This is a genomic window from Dendronalium sp. ChiSLP03b, assembly GCF_034531165.2.
In the GTDB taxonomy this organism is placed as follows: Bacteria; Cyanobacteriota; Cyanobacteriia; order Cyanobacteriales; family Nostocaceae; genus Dendronalium; species Dendronalium minutum.
Genome location: NZ_JAVRBR020000038.1, coordinates 1 through 21,067, shown reverse-complemented (window position 1 = coordinate 21,067; position 21,067 = coordinate 1). Strand labels below are relative to the sequence as shown.

The 21,067-nt window shown below is 37.4% G+C and carries 21 protein-coding genes; 16 read left to right on the top strand and 5 right to left on the bottom strand.

What is annotated here, in order from left to right; translation table 11 throughout:
* The first annotated feature begins 145 nt into the window (after positions 1-145).
* The 16 genes from RMY31_RS08870 to RMY31_RS08795 all read left to right on the top strand — a co-directional run bounded on the left by RMY31_RS08870 (position 146) and on the right by RMY31_RS08795 (position 16,516).
* The gene (locus tag RMY31_RS08870) at positions 146-667 is read left to right on the top strand and encodes a hypothetical protein (protein ID WP_322663219.1); all 522 of its coding nucleotides are present in this window, start codon (positions 146-148) and stop codon (positions 665-667) included.
* 492 nt (positions 668-1,159) lie between these two features.
* Positions 1,160-1,303 carry a microviridin/marinostatin family tricyclic proteinase inhibitor gene (locus tag RMY31_RS08865; RefSeq protein ID WP_322663221.1) on the top strand — a complete coding sequence of 48 codons (144 nt, stop codon included), beginning with the start codon at positions 1,160-1,162 and terminating at the stop codon, positions 1,301-1,303.
* Between the two features lie 89 nt (positions 1,304-1,392).
* Positions 1,393-1,530, top strand: coding sequence for a microviridin/marinostatin family tricyclic proteinase inhibitor (locus RMY31_RS08860; RefSeq protein ID WP_322663223.1), 138 nt, complete (start codon positions 1,393-1,395; stop codon positions 1,528-1,530).
* Between the two features lie 233 nt (positions 1,531-1,763).
* The gene (locus RMY31_RS08855; RefSeq protein WP_322663225.1) at positions 1,764-2,753 is read left to right on the top strand and encodes an MvdC family ATP-grasp ribosomal peptide maturase; all 990 of its coding nucleotides are present in this window, start codon (positions 1,764-1,766) and stop codon (positions 2,751-2,753) included.
* 407 nt (positions 2,754-3,160) lie between these two features.
* Positions 3,161-4,138 carry an MvdD family ATP-grasp ribosomal peptide maturase gene (locus tag RMY31_RS08850; protein WP_322663227.1) on the top strand — a complete coding sequence of 326 codons (978 nt, stop codon included), beginning with the start codon at positions 3,161-3,163 and terminating at the stop codon, positions 4,136-4,138.
* Positions 4,139-4,353: 215 nt separating this feature from the next.
* The gene (locus RMY31_RS08845) at positions 4,354-6,465 is read left to right on the top strand and encodes a patatin-like phospholipase family protein (protein WP_322663229.1); all 2,112 of its coding nucleotides are present in this window, start codon (positions 4,354-4,356) and stop codon (positions 6,463-6,465) included.
* An 86-nt stretch (positions 6,466-6,551) separates the two neighbouring features.
* Positions 6,552-6,956: a hypothetical protein gene (locus RMY31_RS08840; RefSeq protein ID WP_322663231.1), complete on the top strand. Its 405-nt coding sequence runs from the start codon at positions 6,552-6,554 to the stop codon at positions 6,954-6,956.
* Positions 6,957-7,101: 145 nt separating this feature from the next.
* Complete coding sequence (locus RMY31_RS08835; RefSeq protein ID WP_322663233.1) at positions 7,102-9,123, top strand: ABC transporter ATP-binding protein/permease; 2,022 nt, start codon at positions 7,102-7,104, stop codon at positions 9,121-9,123.
* 73 nt (positions 9,124-9,196) lie between these two features.
* Positions 9,197-9,730, top strand: a complete 534-nt coding sequence (locus RMY31_RS08830; protein ID WP_322663236.1) for a GNAT family N-acetyltransferase — start codon at positions 9,197-9,199, stop codon at positions 9,728-9,730.
* Positions 9,731-9,837: 107 nt separating this feature from the next.
* On the top strand, positions 9,838-11,520 hold the full coding sequence (locus RMY31_RS08825; protein WP_322663238.1) for a GUN4 domain-containing protein: 1,683 nt from the start codon (positions 9,838-9,840) through the stop codon (positions 11,518-11,520).
* A gap of 49 nt (positions 11,521-11,569) precedes the next feature.
* A complete protein-coding gene (locus RMY31_RS08820) occupies positions 11,570-11,971 on the top strand; it encodes a hypothetical protein (protein WP_409877801.1) in 402 nt (133 codons plus the stop codon).
* 512 nt (positions 11,972-12,483) lie between these two features.
* Positions 12,484-13,755 carry a protein kinase domain-containing protein gene (locus RMY31_RS08815; protein WP_322663242.1) on the top strand — a complete coding sequence of 424 codons (1,272 nt, stop codon included), beginning with the start codon at positions 12,484-12,486 and terminating at the stop codon, positions 13,753-13,755.
* A gap of 38 nt (positions 13,756-13,793) precedes the next feature.
* A complete protein-coding gene (locus tag RMY31_RS08810) occupies positions 13,794-14,063 on the top strand; it encodes a Ycf66 family protein (protein WP_322663243.1) in 270 nt (89 codons plus the stop codon).
* A 58-nt stretch (positions 14,064-14,121) separates the two neighbouring features.
* Positions 14,122-15,606 (top strand): CIA30 family protein, encoded by a 1,485-nt coding sequence (locus RMY31_RS08805; protein WP_322663245.1) that lies wholly within the window; start codon positions 14,122-14,124, stop codon positions 15,604-15,606.
* A 79-nt stretch (positions 15,607-15,685) separates the two neighbouring features.
* Positions 15,686-16,027 (top strand): hypothetical protein, encoded by a 342-nt coding sequence (locus RMY31_RS08800; RefSeq protein WP_322663247.1) that lies wholly within the window; start codon positions 15,686-15,688, stop codon positions 16,025-16,027.
* A gap of 90 nt (positions 16,028-16,117) precedes the next feature.
* Positions 16,118-16,516, top strand: a complete 399-nt coding sequence (locus tag RMY31_RS08795; protein WP_322663249.1) for a GFA family protein — start codon at positions 16,118-16,120, stop codon at positions 16,514-16,516.
* A gap of 68 nt (positions 16,517-16,584) precedes the next feature.
* On the opposite strand, the gene RMY31_RS08790 is transcribed toward RMY31_RS08795, so the two are convergent.
* The 5 genes from RMY31_RS08790 to RMY31_RS08770 form a co-directional block, all read right to left on the bottom strand.
* Positions 16,585-17,685, bottom strand: coding sequence for an AI-2E family transporter (locus RMY31_RS08790; RefSeq protein WP_322663251.1), 1,101 nt, complete (start codon positions 17,683-17,685; stop codon positions 16,585-16,587).
* A gap of 133 nt (positions 17,686-17,818) precedes the next feature.
* Positions 17,819-19,252 carry a bifunctional orotidine-5'-phosphate decarboxylase/orotate phosphoribosyltransferase gene (locus RMY31_RS08785; protein ID WP_322663253.1) on the bottom strand — a complete coding sequence of 478 codons (1,434 nt, stop codon included), beginning with the start codon at positions 19,250-19,252 and terminating at the stop codon, positions 17,819-17,821.
* Between the two features lie 94 nt (positions 19,253-19,346).
* On the bottom strand, positions 19,347-20,072 hold the full coding sequence (locus RMY31_RS08780; protein WP_322663255.1) for a molybdopterin-dependent oxidoreductase: 726 nt from the start codon (positions 20,070-20,072) through the stop codon (positions 19,347-19,349).
* An 80-nt stretch (positions 20,073-20,152) separates the two neighbouring features.
* Positions 20,153-20,752 (bottom strand): cytochrome b/b6 domain-containing protein, encoded by a 600-nt coding sequence (locus RMY31_RS08775; protein WP_322663257.1) that lies wholly within the window; start codon positions 20,750-20,752, stop codon positions 20,153-20,155.
* A gap of 26 nt (positions 20,753-20,778) precedes the next feature.
* On the bottom strand, positions 20,779-21,067 hold a 289-nt coding region (locus RMY31_RS08770; RefSeq protein ID WP_409877800.1), incomplete at its 5' end, for a hypothetical protein.

Genomic DNA, 21,067 nt, shown 5'->3' with positions numbered 1-21,067 from the left:
TTTCTTCTAAAAGTGGATACTCCCGGCGATCGCCAACTTAAGAGATAACTCTATACTAATAAATACATCTTGAGCATACTAAGATGTATTTATTAGTATGGAATAGTTTTTTATGCTAAAGCGCAGTTTCCTCGTTGGGATATTGATGTCTTTTTTAATATTCGTAAGCATCAGTATCATACCAACTGCTGCGCTGTCGAGTAATTCCTTTCCTCAGAATTGGCAAGGTACGTGGAGCGGCATCATGTACGATCGCACTATACAAGGCAAGTCTCAAACTGTACCAATGACGCTCCGAATTAAACCACTCTCTCAAAATCCAATGCGCTACGCTTGGCAAATCACCTACGGAACAGGGGCAAAAAAGCGAGTACGTAATTATGAGTTAGTTGCTAAAAATCAAAATGCTGACCACTTTGCGATTGATGAGAAGGATGGAACTCTAATTGATGCTTGGTGGTTGGGTGACAAGCTCTACAGTCAATTTAGAGTTGAAAATCGGCTACTGAGTACAAAATATCAGTTAGAAGGTAATCGGCTCCACTATGAACTTGTTGTTTATCAGCCTCTCATATCTCAAGCGCAGGATTCCCAGCAAAAGGCTTCTTTTGAGAACTACCAGCTTCGGTCTGTTCAGTCTGCTGAACTATCGCCTGTGAAAGAATAATTGTTTGTTTTAATTTGTACTTACATTTTGCACCTAGACTTGGCGATTATAAATAACAGCTATACAAACCAAGTCCGGTACAAGACATAACTGTAAAAATTGCGCTTTCTCAGATGCTCGACTTTTTAAAAAAGTTGGGCATTTTGTTGTTTAGCATGATTTAGACTGCTATATAAGGAATCCAGTTTAATTATCGAACATAATTATGTAGGAAGGAAACACTTACAGTTTCAAGAAATTGGTGATTTGATATTCTTTATTTTCACAAATCAAATAGGATTGCTATAGTTTGCTATTAATTACTAAATGTTGCTAATTATTAAGTATTTTTTGCTTAACTGTCTTAACTGTCCGCTTAACTGTCTTAAATGTCTTAACTGTCTTAAATCTCTTCAAATAATTACTTGTTAACTGTCTTAAATTCCCTTGCATACATATTTAATTACTGATATATATTTAAATGCAAAAGTAATTTTTTTCAAGAAAAACACCATGTCTACAAACACAATCAAAAAAGTGGATGTCGGAGTGGTACCATTCTTTGCGCGTTTCTTGGAAGAGCAAGCTACTGAAGGAACAGAAACTCCTTCTTTTCCTTGGACTTTCAAGTATCCTTCAGATTTGGAAGACAAGTAATTCTGGTCTTCTGCATCTGAAAGTAAGGGAATAGCAGTTATTTAATAACTGCTATTCCTGGTTAACAACCAATATCAAGGAATAATATCATGTCTACAAACACAGTCAAACCAGCAAACGTCGAAGCAGTTCCATTCTTTGCTCGTTTCTTGGAAGAGCAAGTAGCTGAGCAGTCAGATAAACCTTCTGTCTACACTCTCAAGTATCCTTCCGATTTTGAAGATTAATAAGTAACAGTGTTCTTCATCGGAAATTAAGAGAGTAGCTAGCAGTTATTTGATAACTGCTAGCTACTCTTGGGAACGCGATCGCTTTCACATTACCTCACCCATAACATGGAGGCGATCGCCCTAAGATCCCCGACTTCTTAAAGAAGTCGGGGATCTGGAGAAGAGAAGAGAACAACTTTTTGAGGTATTCCTTAAAATCTACCTCTTAAAATTCTAAAAGAAAATATTTTATGCACCTGTCTCGTGATGTTGTTTTATTAATCAGCCACAGTGGTGATTTCTTCACAATAGATAGAGTGGCAGAAGCCTTGTCAAAAAAAGGGGCGCAACCATTTCGTCTAGATACTGACAAATTTCCCCTAGAAGTACAATTAACAGCATATTTTGACAAGACTAAAAGCTACCATACTATAGAATATGACAACCACTCTATCAGCACAGAGCAAGTGCAAGCTGTGTGGATGCGCCGCATTTGGGAACCAACACTGAGTCAAGAATTAGCTCCCAAGTTCCGAGAAGCTTGCATTAGAGAATCAAAAGCAACTTTAGATGGTTTTTGGGACAGCCTCAAGGAAGCTCGTTGGATAGATGATTTAGAGCGGATAAATTATGCAAATAACAAGCTGCGTCAACTGCGGATTGCGTCTGAGGTAGGTTTTGTTATTCCCCAGACTCTTGTCACCAATAAAGCTGAAGCAGCACGAGAGTTTTTTAGGAAAGTCAACGGCAAAATGGTGAGCAAGCTTTTAACTACTCTTTCCCGCAGTATGGAAGCTAACTCCTCATTCTTTCTTTATACCAGCACCGTCAAGGAAGAAGATTTACAAGATGCCGAGTCACTGCGCTATTGCCCAATGGTTTTTCAAGAGCAAATTCCCAAGCAGCAGGAATTACGGGTGGTGTATGTAAATGGTAATGTTTTTGTAGGGGCGCTAAATGCAGATGTGTATGCAGCAGCCAAAGTTGATTGGCGTAAACCCGGTGTTGATGTTGGTGCATGGCAACACCACCAGCTTCCTGATGAAGTAGTTCGTCGTCTCCAAGCCTTTATTGGAAGATTTGGGCTTTCCTATGGAGCGTTCGATTTTATCCTCACACCATCAGGCGAATACGTCTTTTTGGAAATCAACCCCACAGGAGAGTGGGGAATGCTAGAGAAAGATTTAGACTTGCCAATTGCAAATGCGATCGCAGATGCTCTTCTTTCCCAGAATAAATAGTACTTTACACTGTTTATTTCGCTGTAGCAACTTCTGCCTTCCTTGTAGCAGCTTCTGCCTTGACGTTTCCGTGTTTCGCGCAGCCTGTAGCAACTTCCGCCTTCCCTGTAGCAGCTTCTGCCTTGACGTTTCCGTGTTTCGCGCAGCCTGTAGCAACTTCCGCTTTCCCTGTAGCAGCTTCCGCCTTGACGTTTCCGTGTTTCGCGCAGCCTGTAGCAACTTCCGCCTTCCCTGTAGCAGCTTCTGCCTTGACGTTTCCGTGTTTCGCGTAGCCTGTAGCAACTTCCGCCTTAACGTTTCCGTGTTCTCTAGTTCTTTCAATGCTCCCAGCCCCGGTTTTTTGTGAACGAGCGCTTGACTTTTAAGACAGTCGCTACTTAAATTCACTCAACACTCAACATTTAATCATGACCGTATTAATAGTTACCTTTAGCAACGATAACGAAAGCATTCCTCTAGTCATCAAAGAAATTGAGGCTAGAGGAGAAAAAGCATTTCGGTTTGACACAGACAGATATCCTACCGAAGTCAAACTAGATATTTACTGCGGTGATACTGAACGAGTAATTATTACTGATGGCGAACAAAAGCTCGATTTAAGTGAGGTGTCTTCAGTTTGGTATCGGCGGATGCGCTACGGGCAGAAAATCCCCGACTCAATGGACAAGCAATACAGAGATGCGTCAATTCAGGAATGTCGCGTCACTGTCAGGGGGATGATTGCCAGCCTCCAGGGATTCCACTTCGATAAAATGTCCAATGTAGATCGGGCTAATAATAAGCAACTACAGTTGAAAGTTGCCAAAGAAGTTGGACTTTTAACTCCACGCACTCTGACTTCCAACAATCCCGAAGCAGTCAAGCAATTTGCTCAAGATTGTCCGCAAGGGATAATCACCAAGATGCTTTCTTCCTTTGCTATCTATGATGACCAAGGGCGAGAAAACGTTGTATTTACCACTCCAGTTACAGCTGACGATCTGGAGAATATGGAAGGACTGCGTTTTTGTCCGATGACGTTTCAAGAAAACGTGCCGAAGGCGCTGGAGTTGCGGACAACGATTGTCGGACACCGCGTATTTACTGCCGCAGTAAACTCCCAAAGCTTGGAAGGATCTACTTACGACTGGCGCAAAGAAGGGAAAGCCTTAGTTAAAAATTGGCAACCCTACAACTTGCCAGAAGATATTGAGAAAAAGCTGCTCAAACTCATGGCTGAGTTTGGCTTAAACTACGGAGCGATTGATATTATTGTCACCCCCGATGGTCAGCACGTATTCCTCGAAGTTAACCCAGTCGGGGAGTTTTTCTGGATGGAGATATATTCACCACACTATCCTATTTCGCAGGCGATCGCGGAAGTATTACTGAATAATAAAAATTAGGGCATTGAGCATTGTATATTTTTCTTATCGTTCACCCTACAGGTACTCAGTTGAAAAACACCTTTGCAATAGCATTCTGTAGAGAAAAGTAGCCGCGATCGCGTCTATATCCCCTACGCTTTGAAAAGAGGTAGTGGGATTGTCATATTAACTTTATTAATCTTTAATAGCTTATTTTAAATTAAAAATTATTTAACTTTGGAGATTAAATCCTTGTGACAAACCTAGCAGATACACAAACAGTTTTGACATTTGATGGGGTAGATGATTATATAGATTTTGGCAGAAACGATATTGGCGGTGTTTTTGCTCAAGGGAGTTCAGCTTTTACAGTTTCAGGATGGGTAAATCCTTATCAACTAACAAATAAAGCCACTAGTTACGGAACGCGGAATGTATTTTTCGCCCGTTCTTCAGAACGATACAGCGATAATTTTGAATTCGGTATCAGTGAAACAGGAAGCTTAGATGTTTATATTGATGAAAGTGTTAGCAAGGGTATCAAAACCTTCGGTCAAGGGGAATTAACTATAGGACAATGGCACTTTTTTGCCATTGTTTTTAATAGTGGCCAAATAACAGTATATCTTGATGATAATAAATACACTGATTCTCTTAGAGGTTTATCTTTAAACAAAGCAACAAGTTCTATAACTCTGGGTGCAACTTTACACAAACAGGTCTATTTCAAAGGACAATTAGCTAACATTAGTATTTGGAATTATCCCTGTACTCAGACACAAATCCAGACCCATCGTTGTGGGCTAATAGTCGGGGATGAAGAAGGATTAGTGGCTTACTGGAAATTAGATGACGGGCAAGGAACAACAGTCAAAAACAAAACTGGAAAGTCCTATCAAGGAAATTTCCGTGGTAATCCTAGTTGGGAGTTAGCACAAATTCCATTTGCAACACAATCATCCAATATAGTTCCGTTTATAGAGCCATCATCCAATCAAGAAAATATTCAAGACGAGATCCAAATTGAGACAGTAGTTACTCCCGAAGAGGATATCTCAACACTAACCACAAATTTATTAGCAGCAACGGTATCAGTAGTCAGTGGCGACGAAGGCCAACTAAAGGAAGTTCAACAGATAGAAACAAACAGCGAAGAATCCGATAGTATTTCATCCCCGATCGTTCCCTTACCACAGGTTGAAGAACCCAAAATAGACCAAACTAGCCAAAACGAAGTTCCAACCAATATTCAACAAGCAGAAGTACAAACATTAGCTCAGGAAAAATCACAAAAAACTATGGAGCCAACAGCCAAACCCAAATATAAAATACTTGCCATTGATGGAGGCGGTATTCGGGGTATTATCCCAGCGCTTCTGTTAGCAGAAATTGAAAGGCGTACACAAAAGCCTATATTTAGTTTGTTTGATTTAATTGCCGGCACTTCCAGTGGCGGAATTTTGGCACTTGGACTCACTAAACCCCGATTAAGTTCAGAGCTATCTGATAATGAGCCATTAGCTGAATACACTGCTGAGGATCTCCTACAACTATTTCTTGAGTATGGGGTAGAAATATTTTATGAGCCATTGTTTGAAAGACTAGTTGGCCCAATAGAAGACATATTTCTCCAACCAAAATATCCTTCCGAAAGCAAAGAAGAAATTTTCAGGCAATATTTTGGTAACATTCCACTAGAAAATAATCTCAAAGAAGTTTTTGTAACTAGTTACGATATCGAGCAACGAATTCCAATATTTTTTACAAACCAACTAGAAAAACAACAGATAGAATCTAAGAATTTTCGCAAGTTATGTGGGGGTTTTTCACTACTAGATGCAGCATTAGCAACTACCGCCACTCCGACTTATTTTGCTCCTCATCGTGTTGTAGATTCTCACAATAGCGCCAAGGTCTATACTTTAATTGATGGTGGGGTTTATGCTAATAACCCAGCCCATTTAGCTATTATAGAAGCACAAATTAGTAATAAAAAAGCAGCAAACAAAGTCCTCAATACAGAAGATATCTTAGTAGTTTCTTTAGGTACAGGTTCGTTAACAAGTGCCTATCCTTATAATGAAGTTAAAAATTGGGGACTCTTGCAATGGGGAAGACCACTTTTAAATATTGTATTTGATGGTGGTAGTGAAGTTGTAGCCGGAGAATTGGAACGGTTATTTGAACCTAGCGATCAAGAAGCTAAAAGTTCTTATTATCGGTTTCAAATATTTTTAGATGAGGAACTAGAAGCAATAGATAATATCAAACTCCAAAATACTCGTCAGCTACAAACTGTAGCCCATCGAATGATTGCTCAAAATAGCCAACAAATAGACGAATTGTGTAGTCTTTTGTTGGGCTAAATCAGATTTTTGTTTTCTTTATAAAAGAAATTAAAAATCACTTTCTTACTCATGTTTTCACCTTATGAGGATTTTAGGTAAGTACAATGGATGAACTCGTCAAAAAAATTGCTGGTTTAGGTCTTCCTGGCATACTTTTCGTGATTGCAACGGCTACATCAGGCGGTAGTGTTGCGGCTGTTGTCACTATGCTTTCATCGCTGGGTGGGCCTTTGGGTCTCTTAGGAGGTTTAGGACTGCTTGGACTGGTAGGCGTTGTAGGAGAAACTATAACGGGATATGGAATTGAAAACGTTCTCAAACTCATCTATACAGAACGTAGCAAAACCGAATCTGTGAGATTTCTTCTCAAAGAAATTAAAGAATTACCCATTACAGATGACCTAAAACTCAAACTGAAACACCATATTAGCCCAGTAGTCATTACTGAGCCTGAAGAAGGCCCTGCTCCGAAAACAATCGAAATTGTTGATGAGGAACCATCGATCTAGTGCATTCGATTTGATTCTCCCCTTTTTTATGAGGAGCTAAAAGTCTTCAATCTTTAAAAGGAAAAATGGCCTCTGAGTTTAACTTAATTCTCAAAGGCCATTTCAAAATTTCTAGTGTAAGTAATAACGGCTACATTTTTAGAATATGCAAACTCCATCTGTGCGCGAGCAAACCACAACAAATCCTTTTTCAGCGTTAACTCAATTTTGGAAGGATGTCAAAGTAGTTGCTCAACCTTATTGGTATCCAACAAAAGCAGAAGGAAGAGCATTTTCAGATGTGATTCGCTCATGGGGAATGCTTATTCTCTTAGTATTATTAATAGTTGGATTTGTAGTTATAAATGCTGCCAATAGCTACTGGAATCGCTATGTACTCGATATTGTTATTGAAGAAAGAGACCTTGATAAATATCAGAGTACTTTATTGCTTTCTAGTCTCATTGTTGTAGCTACAGTTCTGATAGTAACTTTTTTGAGATATATTAGAAAGAAAATTACTCTTGACTGGTATAAATGGCTAAATAATCATATTTTAGAAAAATATTTGAGTAATCAAGCCTATTATAGAGTTAATTTTAAATATGATATAGATAATCCAGACCAACGCCTAGCTCAAGAAATAGAACCTATTACCAGCACTGCTTTGAATTTTTCTACTACCTTCCTAGAAAAAGTTCTGGAAATGGGAAGTTCTATAATAATTCTCTCGACAATTTCCGCAGAAATCGCAATATATTTAGTTATTTATTTAATTATAGGTAATTTAGTAGCTGTTTACTTAAATCAAACATTAACTAAAATTAATCAAGAAGAAATAGCGTTTAAAGCAGACTTTACTTATTGCTTAACTCATGTTCGCAATCACGCTGAATCGATTGCTTTTTTTCAGGGAGAAAAGGAAGAATTAAATATCATTCATCGCCGATTTGATAATGTTCTGAAAACTGCTGAACGCAGACTAAATTGGGAGAGAGGACAAGATGCTTTTGGTAGAGCATATCAATCTGCGATTGGGGTATTTTCAATGTTCATCCTTACTCCTTTATTTATTCAGGATAAAATTGATTTTGGCGAAATTAACCAAGTTAGTTTTGCTTGCTTTATGTTTTCTAATTCTCTGGGAGAGTTAATAGCTCAATTTGGGTTGTCCGGGCGATTTTCTGGTTATGTGAAGCGTTTAGCCCAGTTTTCAGATGCTTTAGAATCTGTTAGTAAACAGCCAGAAAATGTAAATACTATTAAAGTCTTAGAAGAAAAACGTTTAGCCTTTGAGAATGTCACTTTACAAACGCCAGATTATGAGCAGGTGATTGTTGAAGATTTGTCACTTGCTGTTCAGCCAGGCGAGGGGTTATTGATTGTTGGCCCTAGCGGTAGGGGTAAAAGTTCTTTGTTGAGAGCGATCGCAGGTTTGTGGAATGCGGGAACTGGTCGTCTGGTGCGTCCTCCGCTAAAAAATGTCTTATTCTTACCCCAACGTCCTTACATTATTTTAGGGACTTTACGCGAACAGTTACTCTATCCGCATACAAACCGGAAAATGAGCGATCGCGAACTCGAACACATTTTGCAACAAGTTAAGCTGCAACACTTGCTTACCCGTGTAGATGGCTTTGATAAAGAAGTTCCTTGGGAAAATATATTGTCGTTAGGAGAACAACAACGCCTCGCTTTTGCACGGCTATTAATTACACATCCTAGTTTTACTATTTTAGATGAAGCGACGAGTGCTTTAGATTTAAACAACGAAGGTAATTTATATCAACAGTTACAAGAAACGAAAACAACTTTTATCAGTGTTGGTCATAGAGAAAGTTTATTTAATTATCATCAATGGGTATTAGAACTTTCACAAGAATCTAGTTGGCAACTTGTTTCTATACAAGATTATCAATTGCAAAAAGGAATTACCAATAAACCATCACACAATGAGCAAATCACAATAGAGATTTCCCCAAAAAATGAATTCCAAGTAAACTCAGAAACATCAGCAGCTACAGCCACAATTGTAGGACTTTCTCATAAAGAACTTAAAACATTAACAGACTATTCTCTTAGCACCATCAGAACTAGGGCTAGTCAAGAAAAACCTATCACTACAAGGGATAATGTGACCTACCGCTACAACAAAGACCCGAAGGTTTTGAAATGGATAAGAGATTAGGGCTGCTAGTACTTTTTAAAATTTCAAAAAAGCTTAAGTAACAATCTAGTAAATCAAATAGGAATGCCATAGGATGGAAAATCTTGTTACTACACGATTATACTTAGTGCCTTTTACGCTAGAAGTTGTAAAAGCAGCAATCATAGGAAATGCTGAATTAGCATCATTTTTAGGGGTGACAGTTTTACCCGACTGGTATGAAGAAGAGTATATTCATAACTTGCCAGCCATTGCAGAGATTCTGTGCAAATATTCGTTCCAAAGTGAATGGGGATGGGGAAGTTTAATTATTCATAAAGCCGAAAATAAACTCATTGGTTACGTTATGGTTAAAGTTATCCCAGATAGTACATTTTCACCTACTGGTTCTTTGGAAATTGGCTATTACGTAGCTCCTTCATATCGACAACAGGGGTATGCGTCTGAAGCTACGAAAGCTGTGATAGATTGGGCTTTATCTCAACCTAATGTGCAAAGCGTGACTGCTGGATGCGATCCCGACAATATAGCTTCAAAGCGGGTGCTAGAAAAAATTGGAATGCAGCTTATTGAATCAAGAGAGAAAGTGTTGGTATGGAAATTATGCAAAACAGCTATGGTAAGGTAATTTTGTCTGCTTCAAAAAGAATAACTTCACCTAATACGATGATAAAAATCTCAAGCTGTTGAAATGCGTAAGAGTTTAGCAGCTACTTATATATTTTAGAATCAGTGATGCTAGCTAGAAAGGAAAAACAACTAGTTACTTATGAATCTATTAAGATTTATGAAAAAAATTATAAATTTCCCACTTTAAAAAATCCCAAATTAAAAAAAATTCAAAAAAAAATTAGAAAATGCCAAAAATTAATTAAAGAAGGTACTAAATATCATTCTTATTTTTGGGGCATCATCAAACAAAAACATGAAATTAGCCAAGGAGAAATTTTAGTAGAGGTAAAATTATTAATTAGAGATTATACTCAAATTTTGGACTTTTTAGAAAATTATAAAGATAGTTATCAAGATTTTTTATTAAAATTTATAGATGACTGGAAAAATCTGTTTAACCAAAAATATATTGAAATCAAAAAAATTAATGAAGAAAGAAACAACTTAGAGTTAAAAAATTACAATAATCCTCAAATCATTGAAAAACTAAAATGGGAAAAACAAGAAAACTTAAAATCAATTTTACTGTTAAGTAATACCAATCTTTTAATATTAGAAAAGATAAAATTACTGAGTGAGGGTATTAAAGACTTAGCAGAAGATACTAAAAATCAAAAGCAAGCTATTCAGCAAATAGTTAAAGATATAGAGGTGTATCAAGAAATTTATGAATATCAAATCAGAGCTACAAAAATTCGCCAAGAAATAGCAAAAATAGCTGAAACAGCAATTAATCTGGAAAACTCTCTGCAAGATTACTTCAGTCCGTTTCAGTCTTTAATAGATGAGGTAGTCAAAGTAGATGCGGATTTTTACGCAACTGTAGGAGAGATTCAAAATTTAGCAAGTAGTACTTTAAATTCTCAATCAAATTTATTAACTATACAAGATACCAATACAGCTTCTCAGAATTTGCTCAACTTATTAGTTGCAAGTTATGAAAAAAAAGATAGATTGCAAGATGCTTTTTTACAAGTACAATTATTAGACGGACAAGTTCATGATTTTAATTTACCTAAAGATGAGATAACTGTAAATCAAGCGATTTGCTTAATATCTAATTATATGTCTACTCAACTAGTTGCTCAAAAAAAAGTGCTAGGGATAGTAGAACTAGATGTTATTCCTCGCCATGCTCAAATTTCTAGTGAAAAAACAGAGCTTGAAGAAGCACTTAATAATCATATTGAATTTACCCAAGAATTTGAAAGGGATATAACTATTGATTATGGAAAACTGCAAAATCTCCTTGCACAGTATAAGTGGCAAGAAGCTGATATTGAAACTGCTAAATTAATGCTACAAGTCATAGGTAAGAGCTATTGGAATGAAGTTTACAAAGAAGATATTCTTAATTTTTCTTGTCAAGCTTTTCATAAAATCGATCGACTTTGGCAACAATACAGTCATGGTTATTTTGGCTTTAGTGTTCAGCAAAGTATTTGGAACGAAATAGGTGGACAAGTAGATTATGAAACAGAAAAAAGACTTGGCGATCGCTTGGGTTGGCGTAAGGAGGGAAACTGGTTAAATTACGACCAACTGACTTTTAAATTATCTTCGACAACACCAATGGGACACCTACCAGTCAAATGGTTACACTACGACCAAGATTTTTTTGATATATCGTCAAATTCATCTGCGGAACCCTTATCAATGGGAGCTTGGCGGGTCGGATCTTGGCTCGTATGGCAGATGCACTTATTTTTTACTTGTGCAAAAATTTGTAATGAAACTTTCCCCTGAGCTAATCAAATATTATCTGATAACAGGAAAATAGAAATTAATGAATAACATGAATCTTTCTGATACAGAAATAGAAATTCTACTTTTTGGAAAATGGCGTTTTAATACAAATTGGGAAAAAAATTCTATTGAATTTAAAGATGATATGACTTATGAGCAAACTAGAATTCAAACATTCCTTTTATATAAACCTAGCGAATTGATCGTAGGTAATAAATTTACTGGTGTATGGCATGTAAATGACAGAAGATTATGTTTAATTCTTAAAAATGTTCCTAAATCAGTTTTCAATTTCCAGTTACTCATATTATCTAAACTATATCTTGCAGATATGATAGTCAGTATCCGTTCTATATTTATAACTGAAAATTATGAAGTTATTGAAGTTGATGGTTCAAAATTTATAATAAAAAATAAAAATGAAAGAATTGCTGGGATAAAGATAAGTTAATACTTTTTGTAATATCATCTCAAAAAGCTATACAGCTTTTACATCACCGATGTATTCCTTTTGTACGGCTAGAGTTGCTGATAAGTTTTATCTCTAAAATTTTTAGAGTTTTATTATTATAGCGGATAGTAAGTGAGGTCAACTCTTAACTCAACAAGTAAAAGCTACCCATAATACTAACAAAATTGTAAAATCCATTCTTGGGTCGCTAAAGAGATAAACAACTGTGGGTCAAGGTTAACGTAATTATAAATAAACTTTGTCTACCTTGAGAACTGTAATTTTTTGCCAGATTTCTCAGTTCGATTGATATTCAACTAGCGATCGCCCAAATCAAACCCATTACCATAAGTGCGTAGAAGCTTTGCTTCTTGTTGCCAGACATAGTCATTTGGAAATTGGGAATTTAGCTTTTGCGAAAAATGGCGGTGCGATCGCCGATTATTTTAATTTGGCAGTAAGTAGGGGATAAAATTTACAAGTATGTATAAAACACTTGCGTCACTTACACTATGCTAGGAAAGCTATTAGATGGGCGTTATAAAGTTATCCAAGTTTTGAGTGCTGGAGGATTTGGCGAAACATACATTGCAGAAGACACACGCCGACCGGGTAATCCTCAGTGTGTTCTCAAGCTGCTGAAACCTGCGAATTCCGACCCTTATTACTTGCAAGTTGCCAGACGCTTATTTAATAGTGAAGCAGAAATTCTCGAACAGTTGGGCAACCATGACCAAATTCCCCGTCTTTTAGCTTACTTTGAACAAAATCAAGAATTTTACTTGGTGCAAGAGTTGATTGTCGGGTATCCACTCAGTAGAGAATTGCGACCTAATGAATTTTGGAATGAAAGCCAAGTCATTCAGATGCTACAAGATGTTTTAGGAATTTTGACATTTGTTCATAGCTACGGCGTAATTCATCGTGATATCAAACCTGACAACTTAATTAGACGAGAAGATGGCAAGTTAGTTTTAATTGACTTTGGCGCAGTTAAACAAATACAAACGCCAATGGCTGCATCTGCCAGCGAAATAGCTGCTACCGTTGCTATTGGGACTCCTGGTTACATGCCAGCAGAACAGGCACAAGGTAAACCACGTCATAACAGCGATATTTATGCAGTAGGAATAATTGCTATCCAAGCGTTAACGGGGTTATTTCCAGCGCAATTACCAGAAAATCCCGCAACAGGCGAGATTATTTGGCAAAACGAAGGGCAGGTTTCCCCCAAACTAGCGGCTGTTATACAAAAGATGGTGCATTATCACTATCGCGATCGCTATCAGTCTGCCACAGAAGTACTACAGGATCTTAGAGAATTGCTAAGTCCTTTCGCCCCAACTCAGCCATTTGTTCCTGCTGTGACATCCCAGCAGCTATCATCAACATTCTCTTCTCAAGCTACAGACTACCCCAGAACATCATCTGCAATTCCATCACCAGCTTTGTTAAACAAAACTTTGTCTGTGCTGAGATTTATCCCTTTTATTGGTGCGGTAGGATTGTTCTTCTTTAAAGCAGCAACTTGGATTATTTTACTGGGCGTTGGTCTAGCAGCTTTTGGCACTGGTTTATTTTTACTACGTTCTTGGTATCCCAATATAGGACGAACTTACGATGCCATTTTTGCTGTGATTTTTTGTTTATGTGGTATTCTGCTGTTATTTCAAGAATTTCAATCTTATCAAACTCAAGAAATACCAATAACTCAATTTTTATTGGCAGGAGCAGGAATATTCTCGCTAGCTGAAACTATTCGTTTACGAACTATTAGTAAATAAATAAAATTAAAAACTTTTTAATTAAAAATCAAAATCATATGTTTAATAATCCGCTCAACTTGATAGGTATTATTTTAATAGTTATTGCTTTGCTTTTATGTACTTTACCTTGGGTACGTCCACAAAGCTTCCGTCGGCAAGATATTATATTAATTGCCGTTTTTCTTATTTGCGGTTCTATTTTATTGTCTCAAAAGCGTTGGTATAATAAAGAACTTACACAATTTAATTTAATTCTGCTAACGTTGCCTACTGTTTTTTACACCTTTGAAAATATAACCTTGCGAAATAGAAATAACCAAAGATAAAAACCCTATATTCCCAATACAATAGGGATAGGTATAACAGATCGATCGGGACGCAATTGTGACTGACAAAAATCGTTCTCAATGGAACTTGGGCAGATTTATCGAAACTCTGACCTACTTCGAGGTTATTCCTTTCCTTAACTGGGTACAACAGTTAATCCAAGGTAGTCCCAAGGATAATCAAGCTCAACCCAATGGAGGAAGAAACGTGGGTGTAATACTAGTAGCAGGTGCGACTGGTGGTGTCGGTAAACGAGTGGTGCGGCGACTGCTAGAACGGGGTTACAAAGTTCGGGCGCTTGTACGAGATATCGACAAAGCCAGATCGATTCTCGGTGATGAAGTTGACTTAGTAGTTGCTGATATCACAAAACCTGAAACTTTAACTTCTGTAGTTTTAGCTAACATCCAAGCTGTAGTTTGTTGCACAGCAGTGCGCGTACAACCAGTAGAAGGAGACACAGCAGACAGAGCGAAATATTATCAAGGCGTTAAATTTTACCAACCAGAAATTGTCGGCGACACTCCAGAAAATGTGGAATATCAAGGTGTCAAAAACTTGGTACAAGCCGTAGCCAAATATTTCCCCCAAGCAGATGAAAAACTGATATTTGACTTTACAAACCCATCAGCAGAATTAAAGCATATCTGGGGTGCAGTTGATGATGTTGTCATGGGTGGCGTGAGTGCTAGTAATATTCAGTTAGTAGAAAATGCAGCTTTTTTTGCTGGTAATGTTTCCACTGCTAACTCTGGCGGATTTGCTTCAGTTAGAACTAAAAATTTTAATCCACCCTTCAACTTATCTGGTTACGAAGGTGTAAAATTGCGCGTCAAAGGTGACGGTCAGCGTTACAAATTCTTCTTGCGGACAGATACAGCATGGGATGGTGTTGGTTACAGCTATTCTTTTGACACAATAGCCGATACATGGATAGATGTTTGCATCCCCTTTACCGATTTAACTCCTGTATTTCGGGCGAAAACTGTTAAAGATGGCGCGCCAATTGACTCTAGCAGAGTTGCATCATTTCAACTCATGTTGAGTAAGTTTGAATACGATGGCGATTTAAATCCGAAATTTTCTCCTGGTGGTTTTACTTTACAAGTGGAATCAATCAAAGCTTATGGTGGGAAAACTTTTCCACAGTTTGTCCTTGTCAGTTCTGCAGGAGTAACTCGTCCTGGTCGCCCAGGCATTAATTTAGAAGAAGAACCACCCGCAGTTAGATTAAATGACCAATTGGGTGGTATTTTAACTTGGAAATTAAGGGGAGAAGATAGTTTAAGAGAAAGCGGAATTCCCTACACAATTGTTAGACCTTGTGCCTTAACAGAAGAACCAGGGCGCAAAGAATTAATATTTGAGCAAGGTGATAATATTAGGGGAAAAATCAGCCGTGAGGATGTAGCAGAACTTTGCGTGCAAGCGCTACAACAACAAATAGCGTGTAACGTCACGTTTGAGGTGAAAGAGGGAGAAAATAGCATTAACTCCAGCGATTGGCAGAAGCTATTTTCTAACTTAAAACCCGATCGATAAATGTAGTATCAGTATCTAAGGAGACAGGGAGTATGAAGAAAACAATAAATTCTTCTTATCTCCCTAAAGGAGTAAAAAAATGTTTCGGAGAATATTGTTTGCTGGGATTTTAGTAATGATTATTTGGATGGGAGTATTATCAAACAAAGCCTCATCACAGCAAGTAGAATCTCGCATCAATAATCTAGAAGCAGACTTGAATCGTGTAGAGTCGCGGTTAAACCAGATAGAGTCTCAACTTGGTAATCGTCAGTCTCCATCTCCAAGAACAACACTCACCCCCCCATCAGCTAGTTCCAGACGGAACTTATCGCCATCAGAGAGAGATAGAATGTTTGATCGGCTAGCAACCTTAGTGGTTGAATTGAAACAACAAGTCAACAAATTAGAAGAACGCGTATCTAAACTTGAGCCACGTTGATTCTATTTAAATAGATATTTTACATATTTACTAGAAAACAAATTTCATACTAAAATTATCTTCCATACTTCCTTTTTCTAGTAAATTAATATGACCGAAAATATTAATAAACAAGTCACTTACGAAGGCGAATGTCATTGTGGTGCAGTGCGCTTTCGAGTGGCAGTTAGCAAGTACAAAGCTGATGATTGCAACTGTTCAATTTGTAGAAAAAAGGGTTTTTTACATTTAATTGTGTCGCGATCGCAATTCACTTTGCTGCAAGGTGAAGATGATTTAACAACCTACAGATTTAACACAGGAATTGCCCAGCATAAATTTTGTCGCACTTGCGGGATGCATCCTTTTTATATTCCCCGCAGCCATCCCGACTGTATTGATGTGAATGTGCGGTGTTTAGATGGAGATGCGATCGCAAATTTTGAGATTGTGCCCTTTGATGGGGCAAATTGGGAAGCAAATGTTCACAAACTGCGTGATAATTCCTAAAATTCTTTCTTTCTCTTCTTGACGTTCTCTGCGTTTTCTCTGCAAGACGCTGCGCGAAGGGCGGTTCGTTATCCAGACGTTGACTCATTCGTTAACATCTCTGGTACTTCTTTACCCTCAACAGCATCCTCAGAATAATCGGAAGCAGAAAAACCAGTTACTGCATCCTTGATAAAACCAGCTAAAGGTACAGCAATCACCAATCCTAACACCCCGCTGATATAGGTTCCTACCAGCAAAGAAACTATTACCCATAATGGTCTAAGTCCTGTCAAACTACCCAAAAGACGAGGTGCGATCGCTTGATCGATTAACTGGTCTATAATCACAGCTACCGCCAACACTTTTACAGCTAGCCAAAAATTATGTGACGCTATTATTAAAGTTATTAAAATTAGACCTGCAACATCACCAAAGGGAATTAAACTCAAAATTCCAATACTAAAACCAAAAAGTAACCCAAACTGAACTTGAAAAATTAAAAATAGTAATGTTTGTGAAACTCCCATTAACAAAGCCAAAGTTCCCTGACCAATCAAGTAATTTTGAAAGTTTTGCTGAATAGACTGGCTTACCTGTTTAGTAAAACTTAAAGGCAATTTTTTAAATATAACTTCCCAAAGCCTTGGCCCATCTAACAACAGGTAAAAAGTTAACACTACTGTAATTATTGCTTCTGAAATACTATCAATTGTATCTATAATAATACTTAAAAGCTTATCTGATAAATACTCTAATTCTTCGGGTAATTTATCAGTTATTCGTGTTAATATTTCACCCAAATTAATTTTTAAATTTCGGTGAATAACTAAATTATTAAAACTTTGTAGTTCTTCTTGGCTAGAATCAATCCATTGAGGAAGTAAATTAGCCACTTCATGAAATTGTTCTAAAACAATAGGAAATAACGTAATTCCTAAAATAACGAAAATCACTAAAGCCAAAATAAAAACTAATGCTACCCCATATTTCCGTCGAACTCCTCGTTTTTCAAGAAGCGAAACAGGATAGTTTAATATAAATGCTAGCAAAGTTGCTAAGACAAAAATTGTTACTAACGGTTGAAAATATTGAAAAAAGCGAAATACTAACCAACCATTGAGAAAAACTAAAGGAAATATCAATGTGACAATTAACCATTTCAGTAATTGTTCGAGTGAAATCTTCATAATTAATACAAAAAACCATCTTTAAGATTGCTGAATTCAAAAACAAAGGAATTACATATACAAAACTTACCCATAAAAATTTTGTTCTTATAGGCTACCTTTAAGGTAAATCTACCCAATTAAATATTCTCTTCTAACCTTCTGCAAAAGCTAAAAATTGCTCTTCATTGATTCGTCCTGCTTGATACAGAGTATTTGTGATTTCCGAAATAGTGAAAACTGCGTGACCTCGATAGCCATTTTCTATTAACCTATCTTGTACGCCTTCTTCGTGGTCAATCAATACCACAATATCGTTAACATTTAATCCCGCTGATTTTATTTTTTCCGCTCCTTCCATCACACTTTTACCGCTAATTAGAATATCATCAACTACCGCCACCGTTTCACCTGGAATGAAATTACCCTCAATTACCCTGCGAGTTCCGTGTGCTTTTACCTCTTTACGAGGGAAAATCATCGGACATTGAAGACGTAAAGCCAAACCGGTAGCAGTTGGTAAAGAACCGTAAGGAATACCTGCTAATCTATCAAAATGTAGGTTTTTCAAAATTTCCTCATAAGCACTGAGGACTTGATTAAAAACTTGGGGATTAGAAATAATTTTACGTAAGTCGATGTAATAGGGAAAAACGGCTCCTGATGCTTGGACAAAGTCACCAAACATAATGCAACCAACATCATAAAGTTGCAAAATTAAATCATGGTGAGGGTGCTGATTTAAAAAGCAAACATCAGGCAACCACACAGAACAGGTAGAAGCATCACGAATAATTTCAGTTCTTACTTGATTAATTTCTGACCTTAAAGACTGAATTTCTTCAGATAACTTTGAGGTGGTTAACATCTCTAGCGGCACTGGAATCAGCAAACCATCACCATTAGTATTCAAACCTGCTTCTAATATTTGATTCAATTTACTGTCCTGCGCCCAGATGCTACGTGCCATAATAACTCTTTCAGGAGCGACAGCCCGAATAAGAGCCAAAAGCTCAGGATTTGTAGTCCCAACTTCTAACCCCAATTGTTCTGGAGTTCCCCAGGTTTTTGATTCCTTTACTACTTGCAAATAAAGAGGAGATTCATTTGTAGGATAGCGCTGTAAAGTTTCTGCTCCTGGATTAGAAGTACAACACAAAATAAACACCGCTTTATCAGGATAAATTAAAAACGGTACTACATGGTCTTGTCCGGTGTAGGGACTAAGAGTAATTGCATCGACTTGCCATTGCGTAAACACAGTACGAGCAAAAATTGTACTTGTGTTTAAGTCACTGTGTTTAGCATCTAAAATAATTGGGATATGTTTGGGTACAGCTGCTAAAGTTTTGTGCAGTAGTTCTAACCCTGGAACACCCAATGCTTCATAAAAGCCCAGTGTTGGTTTATAAGCACAGACAAAATCGGCTGTTTCAGTAATAATGAATTGCAACCAATTCCATAAGCCAGTAATGACATCTTCAGATTCATAGCGAGCAGGCATCATCTCTTGATTCGGATCGAGTCCTACAAAAAGTAAGGTGTCATTTTGCAATATATTATTCTGTAACTTATCAAAAAAAGTCATCTTTTTTAAATTAAATAAAGGATTAACACAAGTATTAAAAGCTTAGACAGACGCGATTAATGAGCCAGCGCGTTGTGTCTCTATTTCTAACTTTCTAAAGTCCTGCAAACCATTCATAGCCTCGATCTTCCCAATATCCTTTAAAAGGAGGTAAATAACTCACAAGAGAAATTTTAGTCACCCACTTACTCTGCTTATAGCCAAGTTTAATAGGTGAAGCTAAACGCAAAGGTGCGCCATTATCAACTGGCAAAGGTTGACCATTTTTCTGATAAGCTAACAAAGTTTGGGGATGTAAAACTGAAGCTAGATCCCAACTTTCGTAGTAGCCATCTGCTGATTTAAAATAAGCATACTGAACATTAGCTTTAGGTTGAGCAAGAGCAACAATTTCTCGCAGACGGATACCACCCCATTGCACGATCGCAGCCCAACCTTCCACACAAACATGGCGTATAATCATAGAAGTTTGAGGCAAAGCTTGAATTTCTGCCATACTCAAGCTCAACGGATTGTTAACCTCACCATCCACAATTAAACGATATTTTTCTGTGTCAATAATGGGAGTATCTCTAAAGGTATTAACTATCAATGCTTTTGGTTCAATTTCACTGAGTGAAAATTCTGACACAGGCTTTTGAGAATTAAAAATTAAGTTCTCAAACTTCTGATTTAGTGGTTCAGAAAGTTTTCCTACTAAATCTTCAAATGCTGGCGTACCACAGCCACCTAAAAGAAAACTTATACCAGACAAGCCAGCAACTTTGATAAATTGCCGACGTTGTAATTTATTATGTTGATGCACGTGGATGAAATCCATATTTAGTTAGAGACGCGATTAATCGCGTCTGTACAGGAGTTAGTAATGTTGAATTCTTTATCCCCAATTTCCATATTTATCTACCAAAACATTGATTCTGTTAGTTCAGAACCTCCAGCTTTGCGCCCTAAAGTAGAGTGAATTATTACAAATACAATAACCATTGGTATTGAGGCAAAGTGAACAATTCGCAGTGCTTGCCAACTGCCAAACATATCTACAATCCAGGGAAATTGAGCAGGTTTATACATACCTATGCCTGTCAGCAAAGCCAGCAGCAAAATAGGAATAATGGATGTATAGAGAATGCGATGCCAAGCATAAATTAAACGCTTGGAATTTTGGCTTTTTTGCAATGCTTTAATGTCATTAGCACCTACAAACCGATGTCGCCAACGTCGAGTGACTAAAATATAAATTCCATACCACAATAGATTCAGCGAGAATAGCCACATTGCTGCAAAATGCCAGTGTCTTCCTCCTGCAAGCCAACCTCCTAATGTAAATATGGGAGGAATGTGTAAACCTGCACGTCCACCAAAAACTGGGTTGGCATTATAAATTTGTAGCCCACTGGTAAGCATCAAAAATAGGCTGATGATATTACAAGAGTGAAAAATCTTCGCCCCTATCGCTTGGGTTGGTAACTTCCGAGTTTTAGAAGAAACGGTAGAAGTCATAAATATGAGAGTGGGAAATTCGCTGTTTATCTGTTTTGGGCAAATAGTCCAGCAAGTTCGAGGTGAGCATTGCTTCCTCTTATTTTCCCATTCAATGATTCAGATGATGAAAAGATCGCTGCTGATGACGCAGGAACGCGGAGATTGATATGTAGCGAGATTTTAGAATCGTAGTGGCATGGCAAGGCTAAAATAGTGCAATAAAGTTGGTACAAAATGGGGTAAGCTAATGGGGAAAGGTCGTAGAGATAAAGTGTTACTGAATACCGAACAGAGGCAAAAACTAGAATCTCTGAGTCGCAATGGATATGCCCC

Bases quoted from the DNA above. Each gene is read 5' to 3' on its own strand.
- RMY31_RS08780 (WP_322663255.1), bottom strand. From the start codon at position 20,072: ATGGATTTCATCCACGTGCATCAACATAATAAATTACAACGTCGGCAA.
- RMY31_RS08785 (WP_322663253.1), bottom strand. From the start codon at position 19,252: ATGACTTTTTTTGATAAGTTACAGAATAATATATTGCAAAATGACACC.
- RMY31_RS08790 (WP_322663251.1), bottom strand. From the start codon at position 17,685: ATGAAGATTTCACTCGAACAATTACTGAAATGGTTAATTGTCACATTG.
- RMY31_RS08795 (WP_322663249.1), top strand. From the start codon at position 16,118: ATGACCGAAAATATTAATAAACAAGTCACTTACGAAGGCGAATGTCAT.
- RMY31_RS08825 (WP_322663238.1), top strand. From the start codon at position 9,838: ATGCTAGCTAGAAAGGAAAAACAACTAGTTACTTATGAATCTATTAAG.
- RMY31_RS08835 (WP_322663233.1), top strand. From the start codon at position 7,102: ATGCAAACTCCATCTGTGCGCGAGCAAACCACAACAAATCCTTTTTCA.
- RMY31_RS08800 (WP_322663247.1), top strand. From the start codon at position 15,686: ATGTTTCGGAGAATATTGTTTGCTGGGATTTTAGTAATGATTATTTGG.
- RMY31_RS08865 (WP_322663221.1), top strand. From the start codon at position 1,160: ATGTCTACAAACACAATCAAAAAAGTGGATGTCGGAGTGGTACCATTC.
- RMY31_RS08840 (WP_322663231.1), top strand. From the start codon at position 6,552: ATGGATGAACTCGTCAAAAAAATTGCTGGTTTAGGTCTTCCTGGCATA.
- RMY31_RS08855 (WP_322663225.1), top strand. From the start codon at position 1,764: ATGCACCTGTCTCGTGATGTTGTTTTATTAATCAGCCACAGTGGTGAT.
- RMY31_RS08850 (WP_322663227.1), top strand. From the start codon at position 3,161: ATGACCGTATTAATAGTTACCTTTAGCAACGATAACGAAAGCATTCCT.
- RMY31_RS08810 (WP_322663243.1), top strand. From the start codon at position 13,794: ATGTTTAATAATCCGCTCAACTTGATAGGTATTATTTTAATAGTTATT.
- RMY31_RS08820 (WP_409877801.1), top strand. From the start codon at position 11,570: ATGAATCTTTCTGATACAGAAATAGAAATTCTACTTTTTGGAAAATGG.
- RMY31_RS08815 (WP_322663242.1), top strand. From the start codon at position 12,484: ATGCTAGGAAAGCTATTAGATGGGCGTTATAAAGTTATCCAAGTTTTG.
- RMY31_RS08870 (WP_322663219.1), top strand. From the start codon at position 146: ATGTCTTTTTTAATATTCGTAAGCATCAGTATCATACCAACTGCTGCG.
- RMY31_RS08775 (WP_322663257.1), bottom strand. From the start codon at position 20,752: ATGACTTCTACCGTTTCTTCTAAAACTCGGAAGTTACCAACCCAAGCG.
- RMY31_RS08830 (WP_322663236.1), top strand. From the start codon at position 9,197: ATGGAAAATCTTGTTACTACACGATTATACTTAGTGCCTTTTACGCTA.
- RMY31_RS08860 (WP_322663223.1), top strand. From the start codon at position 1,393: ATGTCTACAAACACAGTCAAACCAGCAAACGTCGAAGCAGTTCCATTC.